Annotated in this window: 22 protein-coding genes; 7 read left to right on the plus strand and 15 right to left on the minus strand. The window is 25.0% G+C overall.

Annotated features, from left to right (window positions below):
- Positions 1 to 46: 46 nt before the first annotated feature.
- A complete protein-coding gene (locus FRIFI_RS08295; RefSeq protein WP_092925342.1) occupies positions 47 to 1,240 on the minus strand; it encodes a pyridoxal phosphate-dependent aminotransferase in 1,194 nt (397 codons plus the stop codon).
- 248 nt (positions 1,241 to 1,488) lie between these two features.
- Between FRIFI_RS08295 and FRIFI_RS08300 the strand changes: the two genes are divergently transcribed.
- Positions 1,489 to 2,331 carry a sulfurtransferase gene (locus FRIFI_RS08300; RefSeq protein ID WP_166505585.1) on the plus strand — a complete coding sequence of 281 codons (843 nt, stop codon included), beginning with the start codon at positions 1,489 to 1,491 and terminating at the stop codon, positions 2,329 to 2,331.
- A 52-nt stretch (positions 2,332 to 2,383) separates the two neighbouring features.
- On the opposite strand, the gene FRIFI_RS08305 is transcribed toward FRIFI_RS08300, so the two are convergent.
- The 4 genes from FRIFI_RS08305 to FRIFI_RS08320 all read right to left on the minus strand — a co-directional run bounded on the left by FRIFI_RS08305 (position 2,384) and on the right by FRIFI_RS08320 (position 8,427).
- On the minus strand, positions 2,384 to 4,096 hold the full coding sequence (locus FRIFI_RS08305; RefSeq protein WP_166505586.1) for a GGDEF domain-containing protein: 1,713 nt from the start codon (positions 4,094 to 4,096) through the stop codon (positions 2,384 to 2,386).
- Between the two features lie 172 nt (positions 4,097 to 4,268).
- Entirely contained in the window at positions 4,269 to 6,170 is a 1,902-nt protein-coding gene (locus FRIFI_RS08310) for an endonuclease MutS2 (protein ID WP_166505587.1), read from the minus strand.
- A 300-nt stretch (positions 6,171 to 6,470) separates the two neighbouring features.
- The gene (locus FRIFI_RS08315) at positions 6,471 to 7,196 is read right to left on the minus strand and encodes a YwaF family protein (RefSeq protein WP_092925334.1); all 726 of its coding nucleotides are present in this window, start codon (positions 7,194 to 7,196) and stop codon (positions 6,471 to 6,473) included.
- A gap of 112 nt (positions 7,197 to 7,308) precedes the next feature.
- Entirely contained in the window at positions 7,309 to 8,427 is a 1,119-nt protein-coding gene (locus FRIFI_RS08320) for a 4-hydroxybutyrate dehydrogenase (RefSeq protein WP_166505588.1), read from the minus strand.
- A gap of 394 nt (positions 8,428 to 8,821) precedes the next feature.
- Here FRIFI_RS08320 and FRIFI_RS08325 point away from each other — a divergent pair, with 394 nt between their 5' ends.
- Positions 8,822 to 9,313 carry an HdeD family acid-resistance protein gene (locus FRIFI_RS08325; protein ID WP_166505589.1) on the plus strand — a complete coding sequence of 164 codons (492 nt, stop codon included), beginning with the start codon at positions 8,822 to 8,824 and terminating at the stop codon, positions 9,311 to 9,313.
- Between the two features lie 107 nt (positions 9,314 to 9,420).
- On the plus strand, positions 9,421 to 9,750 hold the full coding sequence (locus FRIFI_RS08330; protein ID WP_166505590.1) for a hypothetical protein: 330 nt from the start codon (positions 9,421 to 9,423) through the stop codon (positions 9,748 to 9,750).
- A gap of 289 nt (positions 9,751 to 10,039) precedes the next feature.
- Here FRIFI_RS08330 and FRIFI_RS08335 read toward each other — a convergent pair whose 3' ends face one another.
- From FRIFI_RS08335 to FRIFI_RS08350, 4 genes are all read right to left on the minus strand, one after another.
- Positions 10,040 to 10,543 (minus strand): chloride channel protein, encoded by a 504-nt coding sequence (locus FRIFI_RS08335; RefSeq protein WP_166505591.1) that lies wholly within the window; start codon positions 10,541 to 10,543, stop codon positions 10,040 to 10,042.
- Positions 10,544 to 10,578: 35 nt separating this feature from the next.
- On the minus strand, positions 10,579 to 11,277 hold the full coding sequence (locus FRIFI_RS08340) for a chloride channel protein (RefSeq protein ID WP_166505592.1): 699 nt from the start codon (positions 11,275 to 11,277) through the stop codon (positions 10,579 to 10,581).
- A gap of 239 nt (positions 11,278 to 11,516) precedes the next feature.
- Complete coding sequence (locus tag FRIFI_RS08345) at positions 11,517 to 12,446, minus strand: LCP family protein (protein ID WP_166505593.1); 930 nt, start codon at positions 12,444 to 12,446, stop codon at positions 11,517 to 11,519.
- 76 nt (positions 12,447 to 12,522) lie between these two features.
- A complete protein-coding gene (locus FRIFI_RS08350; protein WP_166505594.1) occupies positions 12,523 to 13,155 on the minus strand; it encodes a cyclase family protein in 633 nt (210 codons plus the stop codon).
- 200 nt (positions 13,156 to 13,355) lie between these two features.
- Between FRIFI_RS08350 and grpE the strand changes: the two genes are divergently transcribed.
- Positions 13,356 to 13,940, plus strand: coding sequence for a nucleotide exchange factor GrpE (gene grpE / locus FRIFI_RS08355; protein WP_166505595.1), 585 nt, complete (start codon positions 13,356 to 13,358; stop codon positions 13,938 to 13,940).
- A gap of 35 nt (positions 13,941 to 13,975) precedes the next feature.
- On the opposite strand, the gene FRIFI_RS08360 is transcribed toward grpE, so the two are convergent.
- The 4 genes from FRIFI_RS08360 to FRIFI_RS08375 all read right to left on the minus strand — a co-directional run bounded on the left by FRIFI_RS08360 (position 13,976) and on the right by FRIFI_RS08375 (position 16,842).
- Complete coding sequence (locus tag FRIFI_RS08360; RefSeq protein WP_166505596.1) at positions 13,976 to 14,653, minus strand: DUF3298 and DUF4163 domain-containing protein; 678 nt, start codon at positions 14,651 to 14,653, stop codon at positions 13,976 to 13,978.
- 93 nt (positions 14,654 to 14,746) lie between these two features.
- The gene (locus tag FRIFI_RS08365) at positions 14,747 to 15,595 is read right to left on the minus strand and encodes a hypothetical protein (RefSeq protein ID WP_166505597.1); all 849 of its coding nucleotides are present in this window, start codon (positions 15,593 to 15,595) and stop codon (positions 14,747 to 14,749) included.
- Positions 15,595 to 16,470: an ATP-binding cassette domain-containing protein gene (locus FRIFI_RS08370; protein WP_166505598.1), complete on the minus strand. Its 876-nt coding sequence runs from the start codon at positions 16,468 to 16,470 to the stop codon at positions 15,595 to 15,597. Before FRIFI_RS08370 ends, FRIFI_RS08365 begins: the two co-directional genes overlap by 1 nt.
- Positions 16,471 to 16,842 (minus strand): GntR family transcriptional regulator, encoded by a 372-nt coding sequence (locus tag FRIFI_RS08375; protein ID WP_092925310.1) that lies wholly within the window; start codon positions 16,840 to 16,842, stop codon positions 16,471 to 16,473.
- 181 nt (positions 16,843 to 17,023) lie between these two features.
- Between FRIFI_RS08375 and FRIFI_RS08380 the strand changes: the two genes are divergently transcribed.
- Positions 17,024 to 17,440 (plus strand): DUF3783 domain-containing protein, encoded by a 417-nt coding sequence (locus FRIFI_RS08380; RefSeq protein WP_166505599.1) that lies wholly within the window; start codon positions 17,024 to 17,026, stop codon positions 17,438 to 17,440.
- 176 nt (positions 17,441 to 17,616) lie between these two features.
- On the opposite strand, the gene FRIFI_RS08385 is transcribed toward FRIFI_RS08380, so the two are convergent.
- A complete protein-coding gene (locus tag FRIFI_RS08385) occupies positions 17,617 to 18,501 on the minus strand; it encodes a sigma-70 family RNA polymerase sigma factor (protein WP_092925306.1) in 885 nt (294 codons plus the stop codon).
- 696 nt (positions 18,502 to 19,197) lie between these two features.
- Positions 19,198 to 19,701, minus strand: a complete 504-nt coding sequence (locus tag FRIFI_RS08390) for a type I restriction enzyme HsdR N-terminal domain-containing protein (RefSeq protein WP_092925304.1) — start codon at positions 19,699 to 19,701, stop codon at positions 19,198 to 19,200.
- 301 nt (positions 19,702 to 20,002) lie between these two features.
- Between FRIFI_RS08390 and FRIFI_RS08395 the strand changes: the two genes are divergently transcribed.
- Positions 20,003 to 20,941 (plus strand): CAP domain-containing protein, encoded by a 939-nt coding sequence (locus FRIFI_RS08395; protein WP_166505600.1) that lies wholly within the window; start codon positions 20,003 to 20,005, stop codon positions 20,939 to 20,941.
- Positions 20,942 to 21,147: 206 nt separating this feature from the next.
- Positions 21,148 to 22,443 (plus strand): DUF1002 domain-containing protein, encoded by a 1,296-nt coding sequence (locus FRIFI_RS08400; RefSeq protein WP_092925300.1) that lies wholly within the window; start codon positions 21,148 to 21,150, stop codon positions 22,441 to 22,443.
- Positions 22,444 to 23,207: the final 764 nt, after the last annotated feature.

Raw genomic sequence — 23,207 nt, forward strand, 5'->3', positions numbered from 1 at the left:
TAAAAAAGAGCTTATATATTAATCTATATAAACCCTTTTTATTTATTTATTTATCAAGTTCTAAATATGCTTCTAATCCTTCTTTTAAAATTTTAGATGCCTTAGCTAAATCTTCTTTATTTAATATATATGCAAGTCTTATCTCATCTTTTCCAAGACCTTCTGTTGCATAAAATCCTTCAGCAGGACAAGGCATAACTGTTTCTCCATCTATATCAAAATCTTTCAATAACCATTTTACAAAATCATCAGCACTTTTAACTGGTAATTTAGCAACTATATAAAATGCACCAGTTGGTTTTTTACATATAACTCCAGGTACTTTTACAAGTTCATTATATAATACGTCTCTTCTTTCCTTATATTCTTTATTCACATCTTGTAGATAAGATTTATCAGTTTTATAAAGTTCTACAGCTCCTATTTGCTCTAAAGTAGGTACTGATAGCCTAGCTTGACATAATTTTAATATTTGTGCCATAAATTCTTTATTTTTAGATGCTAGTGATCCTATTCTAGCTCCACAAGCACTATATCTTTTAGATACACTGTCAACTATTATAACTCTATCTTCTACTTCTTTAACACTTCCTAAACTAGTATATTCTCCATCATATACAAACTCTCTATAAACTTCGTCTGCTATTATCCATAAATCATGTTCTTTAGCTATATCACTAATCATTTTTATTTCTTCCTTAGAGTAAACTACTCCTGTTGGATTGCCTGGGTTTGAGAATAATATAGCACGAGTTTTTGAGTCTATCTTTTCTACTATTTCTTCCTTTTTAGGTAAGTGGAAACCATTTTCTGCAAGTGTAGTTATTGGCTTGATCTCAACACCTACTGAATTTGCAAAACTATTGTAGTTTGAGTAAAATGGTTCTGGTATTAATATATTGTCTCCTTCATTACATAAAGCTATCATGCAGAAAAATAATGCTTCACTACCACCATTTAATATAAGTATATCTTCCTTTTCAAAATCTATATTATATTCATTATAGTATCTTTTTATAGCTTCTCTAAGTTCGTCTAACCCTTCTGATAAAGCATACTCTAATACATCTTCTTTGTTACTTGAAATAGCTTCAAAGAAACTTTTAGGTGTTATTATATCGGGTTGACCTATATTAAGATGATAAACCTTTTTTCCTTTTTTCTTGGCTTCTGCTGAATAAGTTAATAATTCCATTATAGTAGAAGCTGGTACTGATTTTATTCTTGAAGAAATATTCATAACGTTTGCCTCCTAATGATTCATTGTCAGTTATTTTATTTTTGATATCTAATTAACGTTTCATCTATATTCTAACATAAATATAATTTTTTTTTAATGTTTTTACATATTTACCCAAAAGTAATTATTTTCAATATATTAAGTAAATTTAGTAATATATTGAATTTTATTGTCTATATGTATATATTTATAAATGTAAGTGTAGTATTTAACTTAATAATTTTATATTAGTACTAGGAGGAATATTTATGACAAATTTAGTTAGCCCTAATTGGTTAAAAGAAAATATGGATAATAAAGACTTAGTTATAGTGGATTGTAGGTTTGACTTAATGGACAAAGAATACGGTAAAAAAAGCTACAATGAGAGCCATATAAAAAATGCAGTAAGAGTTGATATAGAAAATCAGCTATCTAGTGAGGTTAAAATCCATGGTGGTAGACATCCTCTTCCTAGTGTAGATGACCTAGTAAATACCTTTAAAAGTATAGGGATAGATAATAATTCTATAGTTGTAGCATATGATGAGGGTGATTTAGCAGGGCCTTCTAGATTATGGTGGATATTAAAGTATCTAGGTCATGATAAAGTTTATGTTTTAAACGGAGGTATAAATGAATTTAAAAGCATTGGTGGAGAAATTACTAATGAAATACCAAAAACTAAAATAGGTAACTTTAAAGCTACTGTAAACAATAATATGAGAGTTGATATGAATTATGTAAAAGAGAGATTATATAATAAGGATATTGCTATCATAGATTCCAGAGAATATAAAAGATACTTAGGTGAATTTGAGCCAGTAGATAAAAAAGCTGGACATATACCTAGTGCCAAGAACTATTTTTGGATGGATGTATTAAATAAGGACAATGAGTTTATAAACTTAAAATGTTTAGATGATTTAAAAAGACACTTTGAAAAGTTAAATGATTATAAGGAAATTATAGTTTATTGTGGTTCTGGTATAACAGCTTGTCCTAATAGTTTAGCTCTTAGTGAAGTTGGTATATGCCATAAAGTATATCCTGGAAGTTTTAGTGACTGGATAAGTTATGATGAAAATGAAGTTAGTACTTTAAGCGAATAAATTAAAAAGCATGTTAGGTAATATCAACTAACATGCTTTTTAATTTAAATTATTATTTCTTATCGTTATCCACAACAACTTTATTTTTTCCTGTATTTTTAGCTTTATACATATTTTCATCTGATTTTTTTAAGGTATTTTCATAATGTATATTTGAAAAAGCCACTCCTATACTTACAGTTGTTTTTATATCCTTGCTCCAACTTATACCTTCTACTGAAGACCTAATCATTTCAGCTAAAAGTAATACTTCTTCTTTTATTTTATAACAGGATATTATTACAAATTCTTCTCCACCATACCTACATAAATAAGTGTGTTCTTGCAATAATTTTTTTATGGTATTAGTTATAACTTTTAAAACTTCATCTCCAAATTGATGCCCATAAGTATCATTTATATATTTAAAATTATCTATATCTATCATTACTATAGAGAATTTTATATTTTTATCCAATAGCTCCTCATATTTACTATCAAAATAAGCTCTATTGTATGTATTTGTCAGTTTATCTTGTAATGTTAAATGTTTCATACTTATTAACCTATTTTTATTATACCTATGTATTACGACAAATATAATACTTCCAAATAGTATTATTATAAATAGAAACTTTATCATATTATTTTCCTTCTCTAACTTGTACTCTTTACTAGCTTGTTCTATTATATAATATGAATAATCTTTGTATTTATTGTCTTCAGATTCTTTTATTACCTCAAGTAACTTATCTGTATATAAATTCGCTTCATTATATTTTTTTTGTTCTTCTAATAATTTTATTAATCTTGTTAAGGCATACCTTATGTCCTGTTCTCTATTTTTTTCATATTCATCTTCTTTAAGTACTTCTTTATATGTATATACAGCACTATCAATATCTCCAATAGCCTCATAATATTTACCCGTAGCAAGTTGATATATAGTTTTTCTATTTCCCACCATTAACTTTTCATTATTTAACAGTTCTTTAGATTTATCTAAATATATCTTTGCTTGTTTTGAATTATTTTCTGATAAATAAATTGAAGATTTTATAGTATATATCAATATATTTAAATCATAATATTCATTTACATCTATATAATTACTATATTTTTCTACCTCTTCTATGTATTTTTTTGCATTACTATACTCATTGTTTTTTAAATATATTTCAGCTATGTTTAAATTTCCATACACTTGTATAAATTTATTTTTATATTCATCATTAATTTTTATATCAAGTCCATCTTTTATACTCTTTATTCCGGTGCTTTCACCTTCTATCTCCGAAAACAATACACCTAGATCTACTAAGCATTTAGCTTCATTAAATTTATCATTCATTTTTTTAGATAATATTAGCGTGTTTAATATATATCTAGATGCTTTTGCATAGTTTTGTTCTAGTAAATACGCACTTTGAAGTTTACTGGATACTATAAATTTAGAATTTATTGATAAATGCTTACTTTGTTCCATTGTAGTTAGTATGTTTATAACTTCTTTTAATCCTCTTTCTGTATTTCTAATATAATCAGTCATTTGAATTATATATTCACATACTATGTTGTAATCTTTAGGCTTTATTTTTGAAAATTCATTTTTTAAGATATCTATTGCTTTATTATATTGTTTATCATATGTATTTTTTTTAATTTTACTTTCTATTTGCATAATCTCATTTTTTATATTTTGTTTATGTGCCCCATATGATAATGATATACATGTAGCAATAGCTATGATTATATATATTATTTTTCTTATTTTTACTCCCCCCAAAATATATCCTTTCTTTTTTGTATAGATATTCCTAAACTTCTTACAGTTTATATTTTATCATATTTTTAAATTTTGTCATATTTTACATTTTTATTTAATTATTCTTTATATATCAAACTATCTTCATAGTTACTTTTATAATAAAAAACTCCCTATTTCTAGGGAGTTTTTGTTATAACCTATTATTTTTTATATCTTTTTGTATCTTCTTTAAAGCTTTTTTAGAGCCTCTTTTTATATCTTTCTCTAATTTTCTTTCCTTGTAACTTACAAATAAAGAATTTAAATCATAATCTCTAGGGTATAAATCAATAGCTTTTAGATTTAAGCTAATTCTTTTTATATTTACATCTATTATCTCTTCATTATACAATACCTTGACGTTGTTAAACTTATCTACACCTTCATATACTATAGCAAATTCATCTTCATCTAGTAATTTTACTCTATCTCCCATTTCATAATTAGGTATACCTTTTAATACTTCTAATGCTTCTTCTGTTTTATTAATTTTATTTCTATCTACTAAGTCAAGGTTGTAATTCTTACTTTCTATATATCTTTTCGCTCTACTTAGTACTTTATTTCTTATACCCATTTTCTTTGATATAAATAAAGCATTACTATCCTCTGATTTACCTATAGTAAGTTTATATAATGGTTCTAATGTATTTTTATCAAACATCATTCCTGCATTTTCAAACTCTGGATGCATTGTTGCAAAATGTTTAATCTCTGCATAATGAGTTGATGCTACAATTATAGATCCCATTTTATATAACTCTTCAAGTATTGATATTGCAAGACCCGCACCTTCATTAGGCTCAGTTCCTGACCCAATTTCATCAAATAATACTAATGTTGACTTATTTGACGCATTTATAATGTTTGCTATATTTTGTATGTGAGATGAAAATGTACTTAAAGAATTCTCTATGCTTTGATTATCTCCTATATCAACAAATATCTTCTCAAATACGCTTATTTCAGTATTTTTATCTGCACATATATCAAATCCACATTGAGTCATAAGAGTTAAAATTCCAACTGTTTTTAAAGCTACAGTTTTCCCTCCTGCATTAGGTCCTGTTATAACTAAACTTCTATAATCCTTACCTATTACAAAATTAAGAGGAACCACATCACCTTTAAGTAGTGGATGTTTTCCATTTATTATATTTATATATCCATAGTTATTTAGTTTAGGTGTTATTCCTTTTATAGAATCGCTATATTTAGCTTTTGCAAATACCATATCATATTCTGCAATTATTTCTATATTTATTTTTATATTTTGTATTTTTTCATAAATAAGGTCTGTTAAATAAGAAAGTACCTTGTATTCTTCTATAGATTCTTCTGATTTTAAAGTTATAAGCTCTATACTAAATTTTGAGACACTATTAGGTTCTACAAAAACTGTATTTCCTTTTGATGATGTATCTAATACTACACCATCTACCTCATTTTTATATGATGCTTTAATAGGTATTACATACCTTTCATCTCTTTTACTTATTATAAATTCTTGTATATATTTTTTGTTTCCTGATGCTGTTAAAAACTTGTTTAATCTTTCTCTTATTTTTCCTTCAGCAACTTCAATATTTCTTCTAATTTTTTTTAATTCTTTACTAGCATTAGAATCTACTTTATTTCCTTTTATACAATACTTAATTTCTTCCTCTATACTTTTACACTCTGTTATATTAAGTGCATAAGAACTTAATGCAGGGGAATAAAATTCTTTATCTATCATAAAAGATTTTATCTTTTTACATCCTCTTAAAAAATCTTCAATACGTATAAGTTCTGTAGGCTCTAGTATCATTCCTTTTTCTACTTTTTCTATAATCGGCATTATATTAAAAAGTCCTTCTAAAGGTATATGATTGCTATTTTCTATTATTTTTCTAGCTTCATTATTTTCATTTAACCTTCTTTTAACTACTTTATAGCTACTACTTGGCATTAATTTATCTATAAGTTCTTTTCCAAGTGAGCTTACGCAATATATTTTAACTAACTCTTTAACTTCGTTTAATTGTAATTTTTCATATGTTTGTGTGTTCATTTTTATCTCCTTTATTTATCAGCTTTTATTCTTAAAAGGCTTCTTGATAAATAAGGACTTTTATTATTGCTCCTTATTTATCAAGAAGCTCACACACACTCTCAAAATATTTATTTTTTTTCAAAAAATCCTCTCCTTCCTTAATACATTTTATTATCTCATATAAATAAGGTACTTTCAATATATCATAATCATTTATAATGTTTTTATATTAAAACATTATTTAATTAAATCAAATACTATTTTATTAATAAAAAAGTACTGGAAATTTTTAATTCCCAGTACTTTTGTTTAAAATATTTATGCAACCTCATAAAATTCTTCTACAGAGCTATCTTCTTTTTTATTTATAATTATATATTCTATACTTAAAACTATATTAAAAATCATCATAACTATAAATCCATATAAAAATGGGTTTAAATTATTGCCTATACCAATAGGTGATGATTTCATATATGCATAGTTAGCATTTATCGTTCTATCAACAAAAAATATTACTATATGATATAAATTTGTTGTAATAAGTATTTTCTTAAAATCATCTTTACTCATACCTATTTTCTTTACAAATAGTAAATAAACAGACCCCCAAAGTAATAGTATATGACCTATAAAATATGAGAATTGAGTTATATGAGGGAATGAAAAAGGATCTAGCCCTAAAAATATTAATGCTGATATTGAACCAAACATTCCCCAATAAGATCCCATTTTGCAAATGAAATCTTTCTTAAAAATCAATCCTATTGCCAACATAAGTATTGCTATCCTACAATGAAATAATGGTAGACCTTCTCTGATAAAATTATAGTTTCCAACAAAGTACCAAAGATATAATGTTAATTGTTGAACTAATAATATACTACCAGTAAAAACTTCAAATAATCTACTTTCCTTTTTTGATTTTATAATAAGTAAACTACCAAAAAAAGCTATCAATAATAATATTATGTGTATAATTCCAAAGTTAACAAAATTATTTTGTTCTGTAGATGTCCTAAAAAAATAATAAAATTTACCCATGTATGTCTCCTTAATTTGATTGTATACCTTCAATATTATAAATTGCTATAAGCTTTTTTGCAAATATTAAATTAATCCAATTATTTTTAGGAGACTTTTAATTATATTTTGATTAATATAATTTAATATATATGTTTTTCATTTCTTCTTCACTTATCTTTACATAATTGTTTTGTAATAGTCTTTGTTGTGTATTTATAACACTTTGAGCAAATATACTTATTTCTTCTTCCTTCATTCCAAATTCTCTAAGTGGTTTTTTAGTTAATAAATTATTCAATAATTTTTCTATTTCAAAATAAACATTTTTTTCATCATCTAATCCTAAGGTTTGAGCTAATACCTTATTTACTTCTTTTATCTTTCCATTTGGATTTTTTTCATTATAAAGCTTAAATACTTCTGTAAACATATGGTAGTTAGCCTCTCCATGAGGAACATGATAAACTCCACCTAATGGGTAACTCATAGCATGAACTGCTCCCACTCCAGTATTACCAAATGCTATTCCTGCATAGTTACTAGCCAATAAAAATTCTTTTAATAAATTTTTTCTATACTCTTTTCCATTTTCAACAATTTCTTTGTATCCTTTAATGATTATCTCAATTGCTTTTATAGCAAATAACTCTGTAAATGAATTTGATTTTGGTGAAACAAAAGATTCTATAGCATGTATTAATGCATCTACTGAACTCGACATAAATACATTAAAAGGCAAGTTCTTCATTAATTCTGGTATTAAAACTGCATAATCTGGAATTAATTCATCACATGCTAAACCTAGCTTAGTGTTTTTAGATTTTATTTCTGCTATAGATATATTTGTAACTTCACTTCCAGTTCCACAAGTTGTTGGTATTATTATAAGTTCTTTTTCTTTTACAAGTTCTACTTTTCTTTCAAATAAGTCTACACAATCATCAACATCTTTAAATATTAGCAATTTAGCTATATCTATAACAGTTCCACCACCTATAGCTATAACTCTTTTATAATCTAAATCTTTTATATCTTTTATTATGCCATTTATCATTTCATCATTTGGTTCTCCATTGCCATATTCATTTTGCAAAACCAAATTACAATCTAAGTTTAAATCCTTTATAAATCCATTATATATAGAACTACGAGTTAATATTAAATCCTTCTTTTCTAATTTAAATTCATCCACAAACTCTTTGAAGTTTTCGAAAGAATGAATTTCTGTTAATAGTTTTAATTGTTTCATATAATTTTCTCCTTATGTATTATTAATCTAATCATTTTTAATTTCCATCATATATTACTCCCACTTAAAACTTTTCCCTAATTTTATCTTTAATTATATATATAATTAAGGATAAAATCCATAATATAACTTAAATATTTATATAAAAGAGGTCCTTTCAATCATTTTTAAATTTAAAAATTTACATTAATAACAATTCTAATTATTTAGAATATTACATTTACAAATATTTACAATTTTCTGTGTTATAATATAAAAAAGGACTTTTATATTATAACTATGGATCCATATATATAAAGCCCAAACAATATAAGTATAATTTTTTTATTAAGTATAAATAATTATTTATAATAATTTAATAAAAGAATAATACTATAAGAGGATGGTGTACTTTATGAAAAAACTTGAAGCTCTTCTTATTATAGAAGGTATATTACTTGGAATAATTGGTGTATTATTCTTTACTAATCCAATACAATCATACTTTAATTTCACAACTATTGCTGGAATAATGTTAATTGTATCAGGTATATTTACATTAATTAGAGCATTTAAGTCAACAGACAAATCTCACTATATTTTTAGTGGTATTATAAACGTATTATTTGGTCTTATATTATGGTTATTCCCTATATCTACTACAAGTTCATTAATATTTGTATATGGTATATGGGCACTTGTAAGAGGACTTTACCTATTTATAGTATCATTTAAAAGAAAAACTTTTGGGTTTAATGCAAATACTTTATACAATATATGTCTTGTAATATTAGGTTTATTAATATTTATAAATCCTATACAGATATTACTTTATACTCCATTTATAATAGGAATTTATTTTATAATATCTGCTATATTTGAGATATACTTAGGTTTTAAATTATAGTAATTACTAAAAGCTAGTCAATTGACTAGCTTTTTTTTATAAAAATATTATTATGTATGAGTTTTAATTAAAATGATAAACTAAATATATATAAAGGAGGGATGCTTGTGGATAAACTACTATGCTCTTTTAAATCTGTTATAAATTGTGATAATTTTTCTACTTGTAGTAACTGCATGTTTAATAAACATTTTGTGCATCATTCTAACATGTCAGTTTTTAATATAGATGCTCTATCATTTGATAAAAGTCTAGTTAATGATACTAATTCTTTAACTAACTTTTTGAGTAAATTTATATCTGCATTGGATGAAAATTATAATGGTATGGAAATTTCTGAAATTCACTTTAAAAAAGATAATAGAGAAAAAAATCATTATGAACTAAAAGTAGTAAGTTATCCTTTAAATCCTAAAAGCTACATAAATAAATCTTAAAATAGTGTAAAATTTATATACACTTTAAGACACTAAGTTATTTAATTATTTTTGCCTTCTTGATGAACCATTTTTATAAGTAAAAATCCTATTCAAAGTGTATTATATTTTAAAACTTTAAATTAAATTATTTTAGATATTCAAATTACAAATATATAAAAAAGGACAGTTTAATTTTTAAAATTATTCTGTCCTTTATATATATTTATAAATAAGATTATGTATAAAATATTTAATTAAATAAACTATACACATATTAATTTACATTAATAATTCTTTCATTATGTCATTAGTTCAATAAATTATTTTGTGTTGAATTGTACTTTTTTATAAGTTCAACACCTAATATTGCCGATATTATTATAAAAATAGCAAGATTTATTGGGAAAAATAACACAAGTAAAAATATTGCTACAATATAATTTTCCATTATCGCACTTAAAAAAGTAGTAGCAACTACGCATGCTGAGAATACTGGGTCTACTCCAAATATAATCGAGATAGCAAACCCCATAGTAATTCCAGAAAACATTATAGGGAAAAGATGCCCTCCAATCCATCCTGTTGAAATACATAACTCTGTTGCTAAAAGCTTGAAAAAGCATATTATAAGAAGCCATGCTAATCCTAGACTTTTCCAATTTAATATTATATCTTTTAACTCATGTTCTCCAGAGAAAAATATATAAGGTATTGTTATACCTAATATTGCTAATAATCCCCCTCCTAAAACTGCTTTTATTACTTTATAATCATCTAAAGGTTTTAGTATCTTATTTAATACACTTCCCATTTTTTTATAATACAATGTTAAAAGCAATCCTACTATTAAAAGAGGTATAAAAATAATAGTTCCCTTTTGCCTATATTAGCCTTTGAAAATCTTGTTATAAATGATGCTCGATTATCAAGTTTTGATAATAAATCAAATACATAAAAACCTGAGGATATAGTTAATACATATACTATTGTCTTAGCTTTTTTTATTTTATCTTTATTACTTATTAAACTATAAAAACCATATAATGGAGCAGCAAATATGATACCTATAGTTGATTCTATACTTGATTCAATTAAAATTTCATTTATATCATTTTCAATTTCTTTTCTTTTAAATCCATATTTAAGTAAATCACCGGATAAAGTAACTAATCCTCCTACAATTCCACTTAATGCTGCCTCTGGCCCAAGACTCGCTCCAAACCAAAGAATAATCAATGCTGATATTATTGACTTATGCAACGATTTATACTCAACTCTTTTGGTTTCTTTAAACTCCTTTAAAACAATTGGCATTGTTTTTGGATATTTCCCAAAATATTTTTGACATAATCCTACCATAATGCCACCTAAAATACATACAAATAAAACTAAGTAGTTATTATTAATCTTAAATATAAAGTCATACCATATCAAGTTTATTCCACTAAATATTAAAGTTAAAAATAACCATGTGATAGCTCCAACACACGCTCCTATTAAGATGCTATAACTTCCAGCAACACACAAACTTAAAAATCTTTTCATTTGTTTTTCTTCCTTTGTTGTAAATTTTAAGATATATAATAAGAATACACTTTGTTTTATATCTTACTTCTTATTTTTATATTTTATACAATCTAACTATTTTTGTCTAACCCCTAAATCTTCTTATATGTTAACCGGTATGTTATTTTTTATTTATATTCCAATATTTATGCTAATTGTAAGTATATAATATATATTTATAAAAAACCCTACGTCAATTTTTCAGACGTAGGGTCTTTTTACTTAATATATTCATGTAAAGCTTTTATATTATCCTCCATATTAGCTTCTATACACCACATTCCTTTATAAGTAGTACTCTTAAAGCTACCCTCATAAGGAATCATATTCTGACTTACTTTGAAGTTTATATTTTCATTAATAATACTTTTAAGCTTTTTAATATCATTTATAGGTATATTAGTACTAACTTTTCCTATAATTGCCATAGCCATTTCAAATTGCTCATCCTTTTCTTTTTCTTCATACTTTTTTAAAAGTCCTTTTAACACATTTCTTTGTCTTTCAGTTCTTTCATAATCTCCATTACCTTTTTTTCTTATTCGAGAATAGGCTACAGCTTGGCGACCATTTAAAGTCTTAATTCCACTTCCTTTTATGTAATCAGCTTTTTTATCTAGTTCTTCTATTTTATTTAATTCTACTAGATTTTTATTTATCTCTTCAACTTCATAATCTTTTAAATCTATATCAACTCCACCTATAATATCTATAACCTTAGCTAGGCTATAAAAATCCACGGCCAAGTACTTATCTATATCTAAATCAAAGTTTTTATTTATAGTATCAAGTGCAAGTTTTGCACCTCCATATGCATAAGCATGATTTAATTTATCTTTTTTGTGACCTTTTATATCTACTAAGGTATCTCTTAAAAGCGATACTAAATTAACTTCTTTGTTTTTTAAATCAATACTTGCTATTATAATAGAATCAGAACGAGCTGGTTCATTATCTTTTCTTCTATCTAATCCAAATAATGCTATATTTATATTCTTATTACTTTTAATATCTTCTTCTATATTTTGTGGCTTTATAGTTATTTTTTTATTATTTTGTGATTTATTTATTAGCCCTACTAATAATAATATTGGTATTATGATTATTATTAATGCTACCAATATACTTCTTTTCTTAAAGATCTTCAATTTTTCACATCCTTTTAATTTTCCTTTGATTTTTCACTTTTTTGATTTACTTTATAGTTATAATACTTCTTATTTTTTAATAATTAACTATACCTATAGCTCTTACCTGTGAACCATCTGCATTATCATATTTTAAAGGTGCAGCTATAAATAGAAATTTTTCTGGTAAACTTTCTAAATTAGTTAAATTTTCTACTATTACTTTACTTTTTTCAAATAGTATAGTGTGAATTTCAAAATCATTTGATTCATAAGTATCTACTGATAGCATGTCTATCCCTATACCTTTTATAGATGTATTTGCTAAATAAATTGCACACTCTTTAGTTAGTGTAGGATAGTTTTTATAATATAAATCTTTATTAAAATATTTACTCCATCCTGATTTAAATATTATAAAATCACTTTCTAATATATCTTTTTCAAAATTTTTAATATAATCTAGTTCTATTTTTTTCATATTATTTACATCTATAAGCAAAGCATTTCCTAGGAAATTATTTATTTCCATCTCATCTAAACTTTTTCCCTTGCTATCCATATGCTTAGGTGCATCTATATGAGTTCCATTATGAGAATACATACTTATTAAAGTTTCTTCATATCCATCCTTCTCTATATTTGCTACTTTTTTTATATTTGGACATGTTCCTTTCGAATATACTAACATATCATCATGTAATTTTTGAGTTAAATCATATACCTTCATATCTATTCACTCCTAATTTTATATTTTCCTCAATATAATTAATATGATTATAGCACATACATTTACCATAAAGTACATGTTTTATTTTTGTATATTTTTTTACATAATAATTTAATTTTTAGCACAAAATTTTCTTTTATTTCATATATAAGATTAAAGGGGTTTACTCTTACTAAATTTAAAAGGTTGGTGTTTTGATTATGATTTGTAAAAAATTTAATAGATGTAATAACTGTAATAATAGATGTAATTGTAATTGCACGAATAATAATTGCAATCATCATTGGACAAATCCAAACCATATTTGCGGATGTAATAATGGAGGAGGTTCTAGACCAAAGGTTTGCCAAGATGAAATAAGAAGAACTAACAACTTGATAGATCAAATAGATAATAAAAATGAAGAAGCTATAGATAACTTAGAAAATGCCTTAGATAATTTTGATAATGTTAATTTATTAGCATTAAGAGATGATGTAGCTAACGCAAAATGTCAGCTTGATAAATTGACTAACTGCTTAATGGATATAATAGATAATTTAGGTGATGTTGTAGACGAATTTAATGATGAAGCTATACCTAATCAAGTTCAAGGTATAAGAAATGTTTTAAAAGCTTTAGATGATCAAGATGATATAGCAGACTTAATAGAAGATTTAGAAGATGCTTTTGATGATACAGTAGACTGTTTTAGAGAAAATTGTAGAAGAAATTCAGATGACGATAATCATCATCATGATCATGATTGTCACTGTAAATGTGAGTGTAAAAAATGCAGAGATTAATATAAAAAATCTAGCCCTAAATTAGGCTAGATTTTTTATTTGTATATTAAGTATTTTTTATAATCTTTAAATTTCAATTTAAACTTTGGTATACCTACATAATATGGTGATATTTCATAAAGTGGGAAATATATAACTATTCCATCTTCATCTGTATAAAAACTTTGATCTTCACTTATACCTTTAAATCCATAATCATCTTTAAAATATTTTTCAGGTTCTTTCATAATTTCTTCTCTTATAAAATCATTTATAAGCTTTTTATAATCTATACCTTCTCCAAATAAATCTTTAAGCTTTAAAATTTTACCTGTTAATAAATTATAATTGTAGCTTTCTAAGTAAGTCATTCCATGTGCTCCACCACTAAATTTATATTTAGTCATAGGTATACTTATTATTCTATTTCTATCATAAGTTGCTTCGTAATTAATATATACTTCATATTTATACTTTACACATTCCTTACATTCTTTACTTATCTTAGTATCATACAGTTTCTTATACTCTTTTGCCTCTAGTTTTGTATTATTTTTAAAATCTAATACATCTTTATATATCTTATTGTTTATTTCGTTTATTATATATAAGTCAAATTTTTCTTGACAAATACATTCTTCTTTAAGTTTTATAATAGGATAATTTATATCATATATAAAAAATTCACTATCCCTACTTATATTAATTTTAGATATATACAAGCAATTTTCCATTTAATCACCTCTTTAAATTAACATCTATATACTTATATATATGACTTTATGTATTTGTATAATATTAATTTAATTTAAATTGGTGTTAAAATTCTATATTAAATCATGAGCATATTCTTTTATCGGTGCTTTTATTAGTAATAATATAGCACCAATTATAAATATCATAGCTATTAATACTTTTACTAATATATTTTGACAAGTAGTTATTATATGACCTAAATTTGACCAATAAGTCCATATATACTTTTCTACAAAACCATACTTATCTTTATAAAATTCTATTAATAGATAAATTGTAGATAAAACTGGCATTCCTGCAAATAATAATAGAATAGTTACTTTTTTAAGCCTATAAACTAATGCTCCTATAAAAAGACCTAGAGCACTAAATATAAAATTGTTTATAAATGTATTTATAATCATATCTAGTATAGATAATAATGTATCATCCCTAGTTGTATATATTAATGATGTAGCCCAACTACCTCCTGTTATTTCTTCTTGAATTTTATTTAATACCTCACTTATTTCCCAAAATATAGATCTACTAATTATTGCTGCATCATATCCAGTAAATCCATTTAGTATTGTGCTTTCTAAAAACTCTACACCAACACCAATTACAGTAGATACAAAGCACAAGCAAAGGATATATAAAATCATACTTTTTAAATAACTTTTTCTATCACCTTTTATGCTTATAGCAATACTAAAGTCCTTTTGTAAAATACAAATTGAACATATAAACATCACAAGTCCTAATATATAGTAGGTTTCACTTCTAAATATTAAAAAATTATCTTCTATTGTATAATTTTTAGTGTATATAGCACCTATTAAATTCATTCCATCTATTCCAATAATTAATAGTAAAAGAATAAACATGTATATATATGTATTTTTATTTAACATCTTTAAGTATGGTTTTAATTCTTTCATTATTTTATCTCCTCTTTAGAAATACTTATAAACATATCCTGAAGGCTCATTGCCTCTATATCTAAACTTAACTCTTTAATTTTGTTTAATTCCTCTTTACTTAACTTTTCATAATATGCATAAGTTTCATTATTTCTAAAGGTTTTAATAGGCTTTTTATTTTTAACTATGTCTAACTTATTTAGATCTTCTTTGTTTCCACTAATATATACTGAGTTCTCCTTTAAATTTTCTATACTATCATAAAAAACTACTTTTTTATTATTTATTATTACTACCTCTTCCAATAGATTTTCAACTTCATCTATTAAATGTGTTGCTATTATTATAGTTTTAGGGTAATTTATATAATTATCTAGTAATAAATCATAAAACTCTACTCTATTTAATGCATCAAGGCCTATAGTTGGTTCATCAAATATTACTATATCGGCATTAGAACATATTCCGATTATATTAAATACTAATGTTTTTAATCCTCTTGACAGATTTTTGTACCTCTTTTTTGTATCTATATTAAATTTTTTACAAAGCTTATGTTGAAGTTTTTTATCGTAGTTTTTGTAAAAATATAAATATATATCAAATATGTCTTTTATCTTGGCATCTTCATTTAAATATTCTTTTTCTCTAACTATACATATATTTTCTAATATACTTGGATTTTTTCTTGCCTCTACCCCCTTTATATATATTTTACCCTCTTTTGATAATAGTTGATTAGTTATTATATTTAAAAGTGTAGTTTTCCCTGCCCCATTTTTACCTAAAAGACCATATATTTTATTTTCATGAAAATCTATATTTATATCGTCTAATATTTTTTGATTTTTGAAACTATAACTTAAATTCTCTACTTTAACCCCTATATTCATTTACTCCACCTCTTTGTAACATTTAATCATATCTATTAATTCTTGTTTTTCTATTTGAAGTTTTTTAGCTTCTATCAATAATTCCCTTATAAAGATATTCTTAAAGTTTTCTTTTCTAAAATTTCTTATAATTTCTTTAGCACCCTCATTTACAAACATACCAATTCCTCGTTTTTTATAAACTACATCTTTATCTACCAACGTATTTATCCCCTTTAATACTGTTGCTGGGTTGATTTTATAAAGCTTTGATATTTCAGTAGTTGATGGTATTTGTTCATGTTCTTTTATTTCATCTATTAGTATTTCATCTTCTATAGCTTTTGCTATTTGAATAAATATTGGTTCTTCTTCATTTAGTGTAAGCTTCATGCAACCTCCTTACCTAAATGGTTAGTTAATATAGTAACTAACCTATTTTTTAAAAATGATAATACATTTTATACTAAATAGCAAGTTAATTTTATTATTTGATAATTATTTTTAAAATATATTTAAATGTTAATGACAATGGGTAATAATAATTACTATAATTAAAATATAGGAGGATGTTATGAGTTTTAAAAGAATAAACAGCTTATGCATTACAAATAATGAGAGAAGTTTTGTTATAGTTTATAACTTTAATGCAAAAGATACTTTAATGATTAAAAACATATTAAAATTATTAGGAATAAAAGATGTTTGCACTTTAAATAAAGATAATGCAAACTCTAAAATAGAGGACATAATAAAAGGTAATATAGATGACACTTGTGTCCAAGGTATAAATCAAAGGGCTGTTATATTTAATAATATAGCACATACTAAGATAAGTGGATTTTCTGATAACTTAAGAAAATTTAAAATAAATAGACCTTTAATGGCTGTAGTTACAGAGGACAATATTTCCTGGTCATTAAATACTTTAATAAACAATTTAATTAATGAAAGAAATGCAATAAATAGTGGCAATACTTTAAATCACTAATTTATATCTGCATTTTTTCCTAAATATTATCAATATTTAGATGTTTTATTGATTATTTTGTGCTATGATTTAAGTAAATAAACTAACTTTGATTATAAAAGAAAATATAGACCTTTGTTATTTATTTAAGTTATATATTATCTAAAAAAATAAGTAGGAGGTATCTCCTACTTATACTAATAAAAATATTTCAGTTGTTTAATTCTACTTGGGTGTCTTAACTTTCTTATGGCCTTAGCTTCGATTTGTCTAATTCTTTCTCTAGTTACACCAAAAACTTTACCTATTTCTTCTAAAGTTTTTGGTATGTCATCATCAAGACCAAATCTCATTCTAAGTACTCTTTGTTCTTGTTCAGTAAGACCTGTTAATAGTTCTTCTATCTTTTCTCTTAGGTTATTTTTTTCAACCTCATGCATAACTACATCGCCAAAATTAGCATCCGATGGTATAAATTCAACTAAACTACTATCTTCATCTTCTTTTATAGGTGTATCTAGTGATACTACATTTTTATCCCTTTTTAGTATATCTATCACTTTTTCAACTTCTAACTCACATATTTCTGCCAATTCTTCAATTTTTGGATCTCTTTGTAATATGTTTGCAAGTTCTTGCTTTTTTCTTTTTACAAAATTTATTCTTTGATGAAGATGTACCGGTATTCTAATAGTATTTTCACAGTCATCTATGTACCTTGTTATACTTTGCTTGATCCACCAAGTAGCATAAGTACTAAATTTATATCCCTTTGTATAGTCATATTTTTCAACAGCTTTAATTAAACCAATATTTCCAGCTTGAATTAGGTCTAGCATATCTACATTTTCTTTTCTATATTTTTTTGCTATACTAACAACTAATCTGTAATTTGCATTAATAAATTTTTCCTTAGCTTCTAATGAAGAGTTAGTTATTTCCTTAGCAAGTTCTACTTCTTCACCTGCAGATAGCATTTTGTACTCCTCTATTTCCTTTAAGTACATTTTCATTGCATTTGATCCACCTGATGAGTCTGAATAAATATAATTTTCGTAAGTGTTTTCAGTTTTAGCCCCCATAATCTAACCCCTTTTGCATATAGTTCAGTAATTAATATATTAAATTACCTTTACCTAATTTTATAATATGATTACTAATATTAAAAAATTCCTTTTAAGATACTTTTATAGCACATAAAAAATTATAATTCTTTAAATAATTTAATATATAATTTTATCCATGTACTTTAAAAGATTCCTCCTTTAATTATATTTGATAAAAGACATGCTTATATCTTTTAGTCAATAGATTTATTATTCTACTATTCTCTCTTACTTACCAAATTTCCTTCTTTTTTTTATTTTTTTTTAATTTTTTTGAATATATCAAATAAATTACTAAGCTATCTAAAATTTATATATGATTTTAAATTAAGTAAAGCTTTAGTTCTTATTCAAAGTAAAGTTAAATAATTATTATAAAAATTTATTTCAAAAAGAAAAAAAAGACTGCTTTATAGCAATCTTTTTTTCCCGAACGACTTTAATAAGTCCCCTATTAATAAATCCTTAGCGTTTGCCCCAACACTTGCGGTTTTATAGTTATTTTTTAACTATTTAATAATACCATCATTAAAAAATCTAGTCAAGCAAATATACATTCTACTTACTTAAAGAGTTTTATTTAATAAGTTTTTAGTTTTATTAGCTTAATATATTTGTAATAAAAAATCCTCTTAAGTAAGAGGATTTTTTGTACTTATATATGTATGTTTATTAGTGTTTACAACCACAATCATCTCCACAGCCACATTCATGACCTTCTTCATGAGAACAACCGCATCCTTCGTGATTATGAGCCTCTTCATGTTTTTTAGCTATTTCTTCCATTTCAAAGAATTCTTTAACCATTTGTTCATATGTTGGAAGTGAAGCTTCTGTGTCATACTCTTCTCCAGTCCAATCAGCATACATCATAGAATCTCCATTAGTTAATACTAATCTTCCTGCCATAGTCATATTGTCAACATCTTCTAAGAAATCTATTTGCTTTTGAACTACTTCACCTTCTAGTTCTATATCTTCATCCATACAAGTTACTATCATAACTGGTGCATAGTAATCTTCTTCATCTTTAACGTTAACTACTATATCTAATGTTCCTTCTGCTCCTTCTTCAAATTCAGCTAAAGGTACATCTGTATCTATCATATCATGTGGAACTAATAAATCTTCCATTAAATATTTTATAACTCTTTCTTTTACTAATTGTTTTGACATGTTAATATCTCCTTTCTTATTAAAGCTTTTATAGTAAAACTTTACCTTTTTATAGTATACCACATTTGTTTATTTTTCAATCTTTAATAGCTAAAATTTCACTTACATTATAAATTTATAATGTCTTTCCTTCAAGATTTTATCTATATTTCAACATCTTTAGATAATCATTTACATATCTTTACAGTATATTTTTTGTTATTTTGTATGTTATTATTATTCACGAGGGGATCCCCCCTAATCTAAAGGTTACAAATCAGTAACATTTTAAAAATATTCAATCAAAGAGGTGTATTATTTTATGAAATTAAATAAAAAGATAAAAACTTTATTAGCTTTAGGTGTAATAAGTGTTACAACTGCATCTTCAATAATCCCAGTTAATGCTTTATCTAAAGATACTATTAAATCTAATTGTGAGAAAAAATCTATATATGTATGTATAAATGGAGTTGACTTTAAACTTCCATTAGACGTACTATGTCCTATAAAAGCAAATGTACCTAAATTTTCATTTGATTTAAAAAATAACTCTGTAACAACTTTAAATCCTGATAAAAATTCTGAAGCATGTAAAAAACCTTCTACTTCTAACAATAATACTAATGTAGATAATAAACCTTCTACTCCTAACAATAGTACTAATGTAGATAATAAACCTTCTACTCCTAATAATAATACTAATGTAGATAGTAAACCTTCTACTCCTAACAATAACACTAATGTAGATAATAAACCTTCTACTCCTAGCAATAACACTAATGTAGATAATAAACCTTCTACTCCTAGCAATAACACTAATGTAGATAATAAACCTTCTACTCCTGACAACTCAACTGCTCAAAGTGGTAATTTCTCATCTTATCAAAGAGAAATTGTAAATATAGTAAATGCTGAAAGAAGTAAAAGAGGTTTAGCTCCACTTACACTTGATAGCTCATTATCAAATGTTGCTACTAAAAAATCACAAGATATGATAAATAGAGGATATTTTGATCATAATTCACCAACTTACGGTTCTCCATTTGATATGATGAAGCAATTTGGTATAAGCTACAAAGCTGCTGGAGAAAACATCGCTATGGGACAAAAAGATCCACAAGATGTTATGAATTCATGGATGAACTCAGATGGCCACAGAAAAAATATATTAAGTCCTAACTTTACTCATATAGGTGTTGGTATTGCCAAAGCTAGTAATGGACAACTTTACTGGACACAAATGTTTATCGGAAAATAATAAATCAAATAAAAAGGTAGTCATAAAAAATGACTACCTTTTTATTTTGCTTAATTTATATACTAAATTTTTATCAAACAGAAATCATACTATTTATTAAGATTTTATTACAATCTTGTAATCCACTTTATACTAAAAATAGTTTATAGTATACTATATTGGAAATGTATTATGGTTAACTTTAAAAGTTGAAAGGAATGAAATTTATGAATAAAGGATTTAAGAATTTTAAGAAAAAGGCTATAGGTTTGTCTCTTGCACTTTGCTTAACAATAGCAAACTTAGGAGTAGCATTTGCTGATGGTTCACGTGTTGTTACACTAGGTGCTAACTTAAACCCTTCTCAAAGAGAACAAATGTTAAAATACTTTGGTGTTAATGAAAATCAGGCAGTTATAATAGAAGTTAACAACAAGGAAGAAAGAGAATACTTACAAGGAGTTGCAACTGAAGAACAATTAGGTAAAGTTACTATGTCTTGTTCTTATGTTGAGCCAACTAAAAAAGGAAATGGAATAAATGTTAAAACTGCAAACTTAACTTGGGTAACTAGTGCAATGATAGCCACTACTTTATCTACTGCAGGAATAGAAAATGCTAACGTAATAGCAGCAGCTCCATTCCCTGTATCTGGTACTGGTGCATTAACAGGTGTTATGAAGGCATTTGAGGATGCTACAGGTAAGTCACTTTCAGAAGAGAAAAAGGAATTAGCTACAGAAGAGTTAGTTACAACTGGTGATTTAGGTGATTCAATAGGTCAGGATAAAGCTACTGGTGTTATAAATGATATAAAAACAGAAATCATAAAAAATAACACTAAGGATACAGTTCAAATTGCTGATACTATAAACAATATAACTAATAACTATAATGTTAATCTATCTGATGAGCAATTTAAACAAATAGAATCTTTAATGTCAAAGATAGCTAGCCAAGACTACAATTACAATGACATGAAAGATACTTTAGAAAATGTATCTAATGTTGTTGAAAATAACTTAAAAGATCTTGGTGAAAGTATACAAAACTCTGGAATACTTGATACTATAAAAGGATGGTTTGAAGGTATTGGAGATTGGTTTGGTAATTTATTCAGTAAAGATCAAAATAAAGATCTAGGTATACTTGAAAATACTAATGACCAAATGTTAGGTGAAAATGCTACTATAAATGCTACAGATGATAAAGCTGTTAATTTACCATCTAGTGAAGAAGTTGAAGGATTCTTTGCTAAAGTATGGAACTGGCTTACAGGATTATTTACATCTGATGAAAAAGCTCCAACTAAAGAATCAACGCCAAATAATACAACAACTACAACTGATGGCAGTTCAAATGTAGAAAATACTACTAATGAAGGTAAAGATATACCAGTATCAAATGAAGAAAATAATAATTCACAAGATACTACAAATAGTGAGAATAACTCTACTGAAATGCCATCACAAAATACAAACCAAAATGATAGTTCAAACGCAGAGATACCCCCTGCACAGTAAAATTAATTAAAAAATGTCTATAAATTAAAAGGTATCAGATTAGAATCTGATACCTTTTTTGTATTATAATTTATTCTTCTATTCACTATATCTTACTCTATCTATTAATGACTCTTTGTTAAATAACTTATTTATAAATTTTCCTATAAATGAACTAAAACATTGCTATTACAGGAATTTATAAACTACATAGTACACCCCACTATTTTTCATAACTTTATATACTATATATCCAATAACAATCCCTACACTAAACGATAAAATTAGAGTAATAAATGTGTAAAATGACCCTTCTAACTTTAGCATTTTAAGTAATTGTTTATCACTCATGCCTATAGCTTAAAGTATATCTATTTCTCTTTTTCTAGATATAATACTAGTTATAATAGTGTTTATAATATTTGCTAAACTTATAGCTTCTATAACACTTAACTTCTTATTATCATTATTTATTTAACTTAGTCAATAATTTAGACAATTTTATGATTTTTCAGATTTTTCACATTTCATTTATTTAGTATATTAATTAATTAAATAAGATATTATATTAATAAAACCATTTATAAACTTTAATATTTTTAGTATATACATACTTTTTATTTATATTTTAAGCAGTTTATATGTATTATATTGTCTTTTTAAAGCAATTTTATTATAATTATCTTAAATAAGAAAGCCTTTTTTAAAATTTTATATTTTATAAATGAAAACTTTCTAAAAGTGCATGTAGAAAGATTTTATCTAATCTAAGCTTTAAAATGATT

The sequence above is a fragment of the Romboutsia hominis genome, from assembly GCF_900002575.1.
Lineage (GTDB): Bacteria > Bacillota > Clostridia > Peptostreptococcales > Peptostreptococcaceae > Romboutsia_C > Romboutsia_C hominis.

Bases quoted from the DNA above. Each gene is read 5' to 3' on its own strand.
- FRIFI_RS08375 (WP_092925310.1), bottom strand. From the start codon at position 16,842: ATGAAGCTTACACTAAATGAAGAAGAACCAATATTTATTCAAATAGCA.
- FRIFI_RS08325 (WP_166505589.1), top strand. From the start codon at position 8,822: ATGAAAAAACTTGAAGCTCTTCTTATTATAGAAGGTATATTACTTGGA.
- FRIFI_RS08310 (WP_166505587.1), bottom strand. From the start codon at position 6,170: ATGAACACACAAACATATGAAAAATTACAATTAAACGAAGTTAAAGAG.
- FRIFI_RS08365 (WP_166505597.1), bottom strand. From the start codon at position 15,595: ATGAAAGAATTAAAACCATACTTAAAGATGTTAAATAAAAATACATAT.
- FRIFI_RS08390 (WP_092925304.1), bottom strand. From the start codon at position 19,701: ATGTCAAAACAATTAGTAAAAGAAAGAGTTATAAAATATTTAATGGAA.
- FRIFI_RS08400 (WP_092925300.1), top strand. From the start codon at position 21,148: ATGAATAAAGGATTTAAGAATTTTAAGAAAAAGGCTATAGGTTTGTCT.
- FRIFI_RS08300 (WP_166505585.1), top strand. From the start codon at position 1,489: ATGACAAATTTAGTTAGCCCTAATTGGTTAAAAGAAAATATGGATAAT.
- FRIFI_RS08385 (WP_092925306.1), bottom strand. From the start codon at position 18,501: ATGGGGGCTAAAACTGAAAACACTTACGAAAATTATATTTATTCAGAC.
- FRIFI_RS08360 (WP_166505596.1), bottom strand. From the start codon at position 14,653: ATGGAAAATTGCTTGTATATATCTAAAATTAATATAAGTAGGGATAGT.
- FRIFI_RS08295 (WP_092925342.1), bottom strand. From the start codon at position 1,240: ATGAATATTTCTTCAAGAATAAAATCAGTACCAGCTTCTACTATAATG.
- FRIFI_RS08340 (WP_166505592.1), bottom strand. From the start codon at position 11,277: ATGAAAAGATTTTTAAGTTTGTGTGTTGCTGGAAGTTATAGCATCTTA.
- FRIFI_RS08320 (WP_166505588.1), bottom strand. From the start codon at position 8,427: ATGAAACAATTAAAACTATTAACAGAAATTCATTCTTTCGAAAACTTC.
- FRIFI_RS08395 (WP_166505600.1), top strand. From the start codon at position 20,003: ATGAAATTAAATAAAAAGATAAAAACTTTATTAGCTTTAGGTGTAATA.
- FRIFI_RS08370 (WP_166505598.1), bottom strand. From the start codon at position 16,470: ATGAATATAGGGGTTAAAGTAGAGAATTTAAGTTATAGTTTCAAAAAT.
- FRIFI_RS08350 (WP_166505594.1), bottom strand. From the start codon at position 13,155: ATGAAGGTATATGATTTAACTCAAAAATTACATGATGATATGTTAGTA.
- grpE (WP_166505595.1), top strand. From the start codon at position 13,356: ATGATTTGTAAAAAATTTAATAGATGTAATAACTGTAATAATAGATGT.
- FRIFI_RS08380 (WP_166505599.1), top strand. From the start codon at position 17,024: ATGAGTTTTAAAAGAATAAACAGCTTATGCATTACAAATAATGAGAGA.
- FRIFI_RS08315 (WP_092925334.1), bottom strand. From the start codon at position 7,196: ATGGGTAAATTTTATTATTTTTTTAGGACATCTACAGAACAAAATAAT.
- FRIFI_RS08335 (WP_166505591.1), bottom strand. From the start codon at position 10,543: ATGGGAAGTGTATTAAATAAGATACTAAAACCTTTAGATGATTATAAA.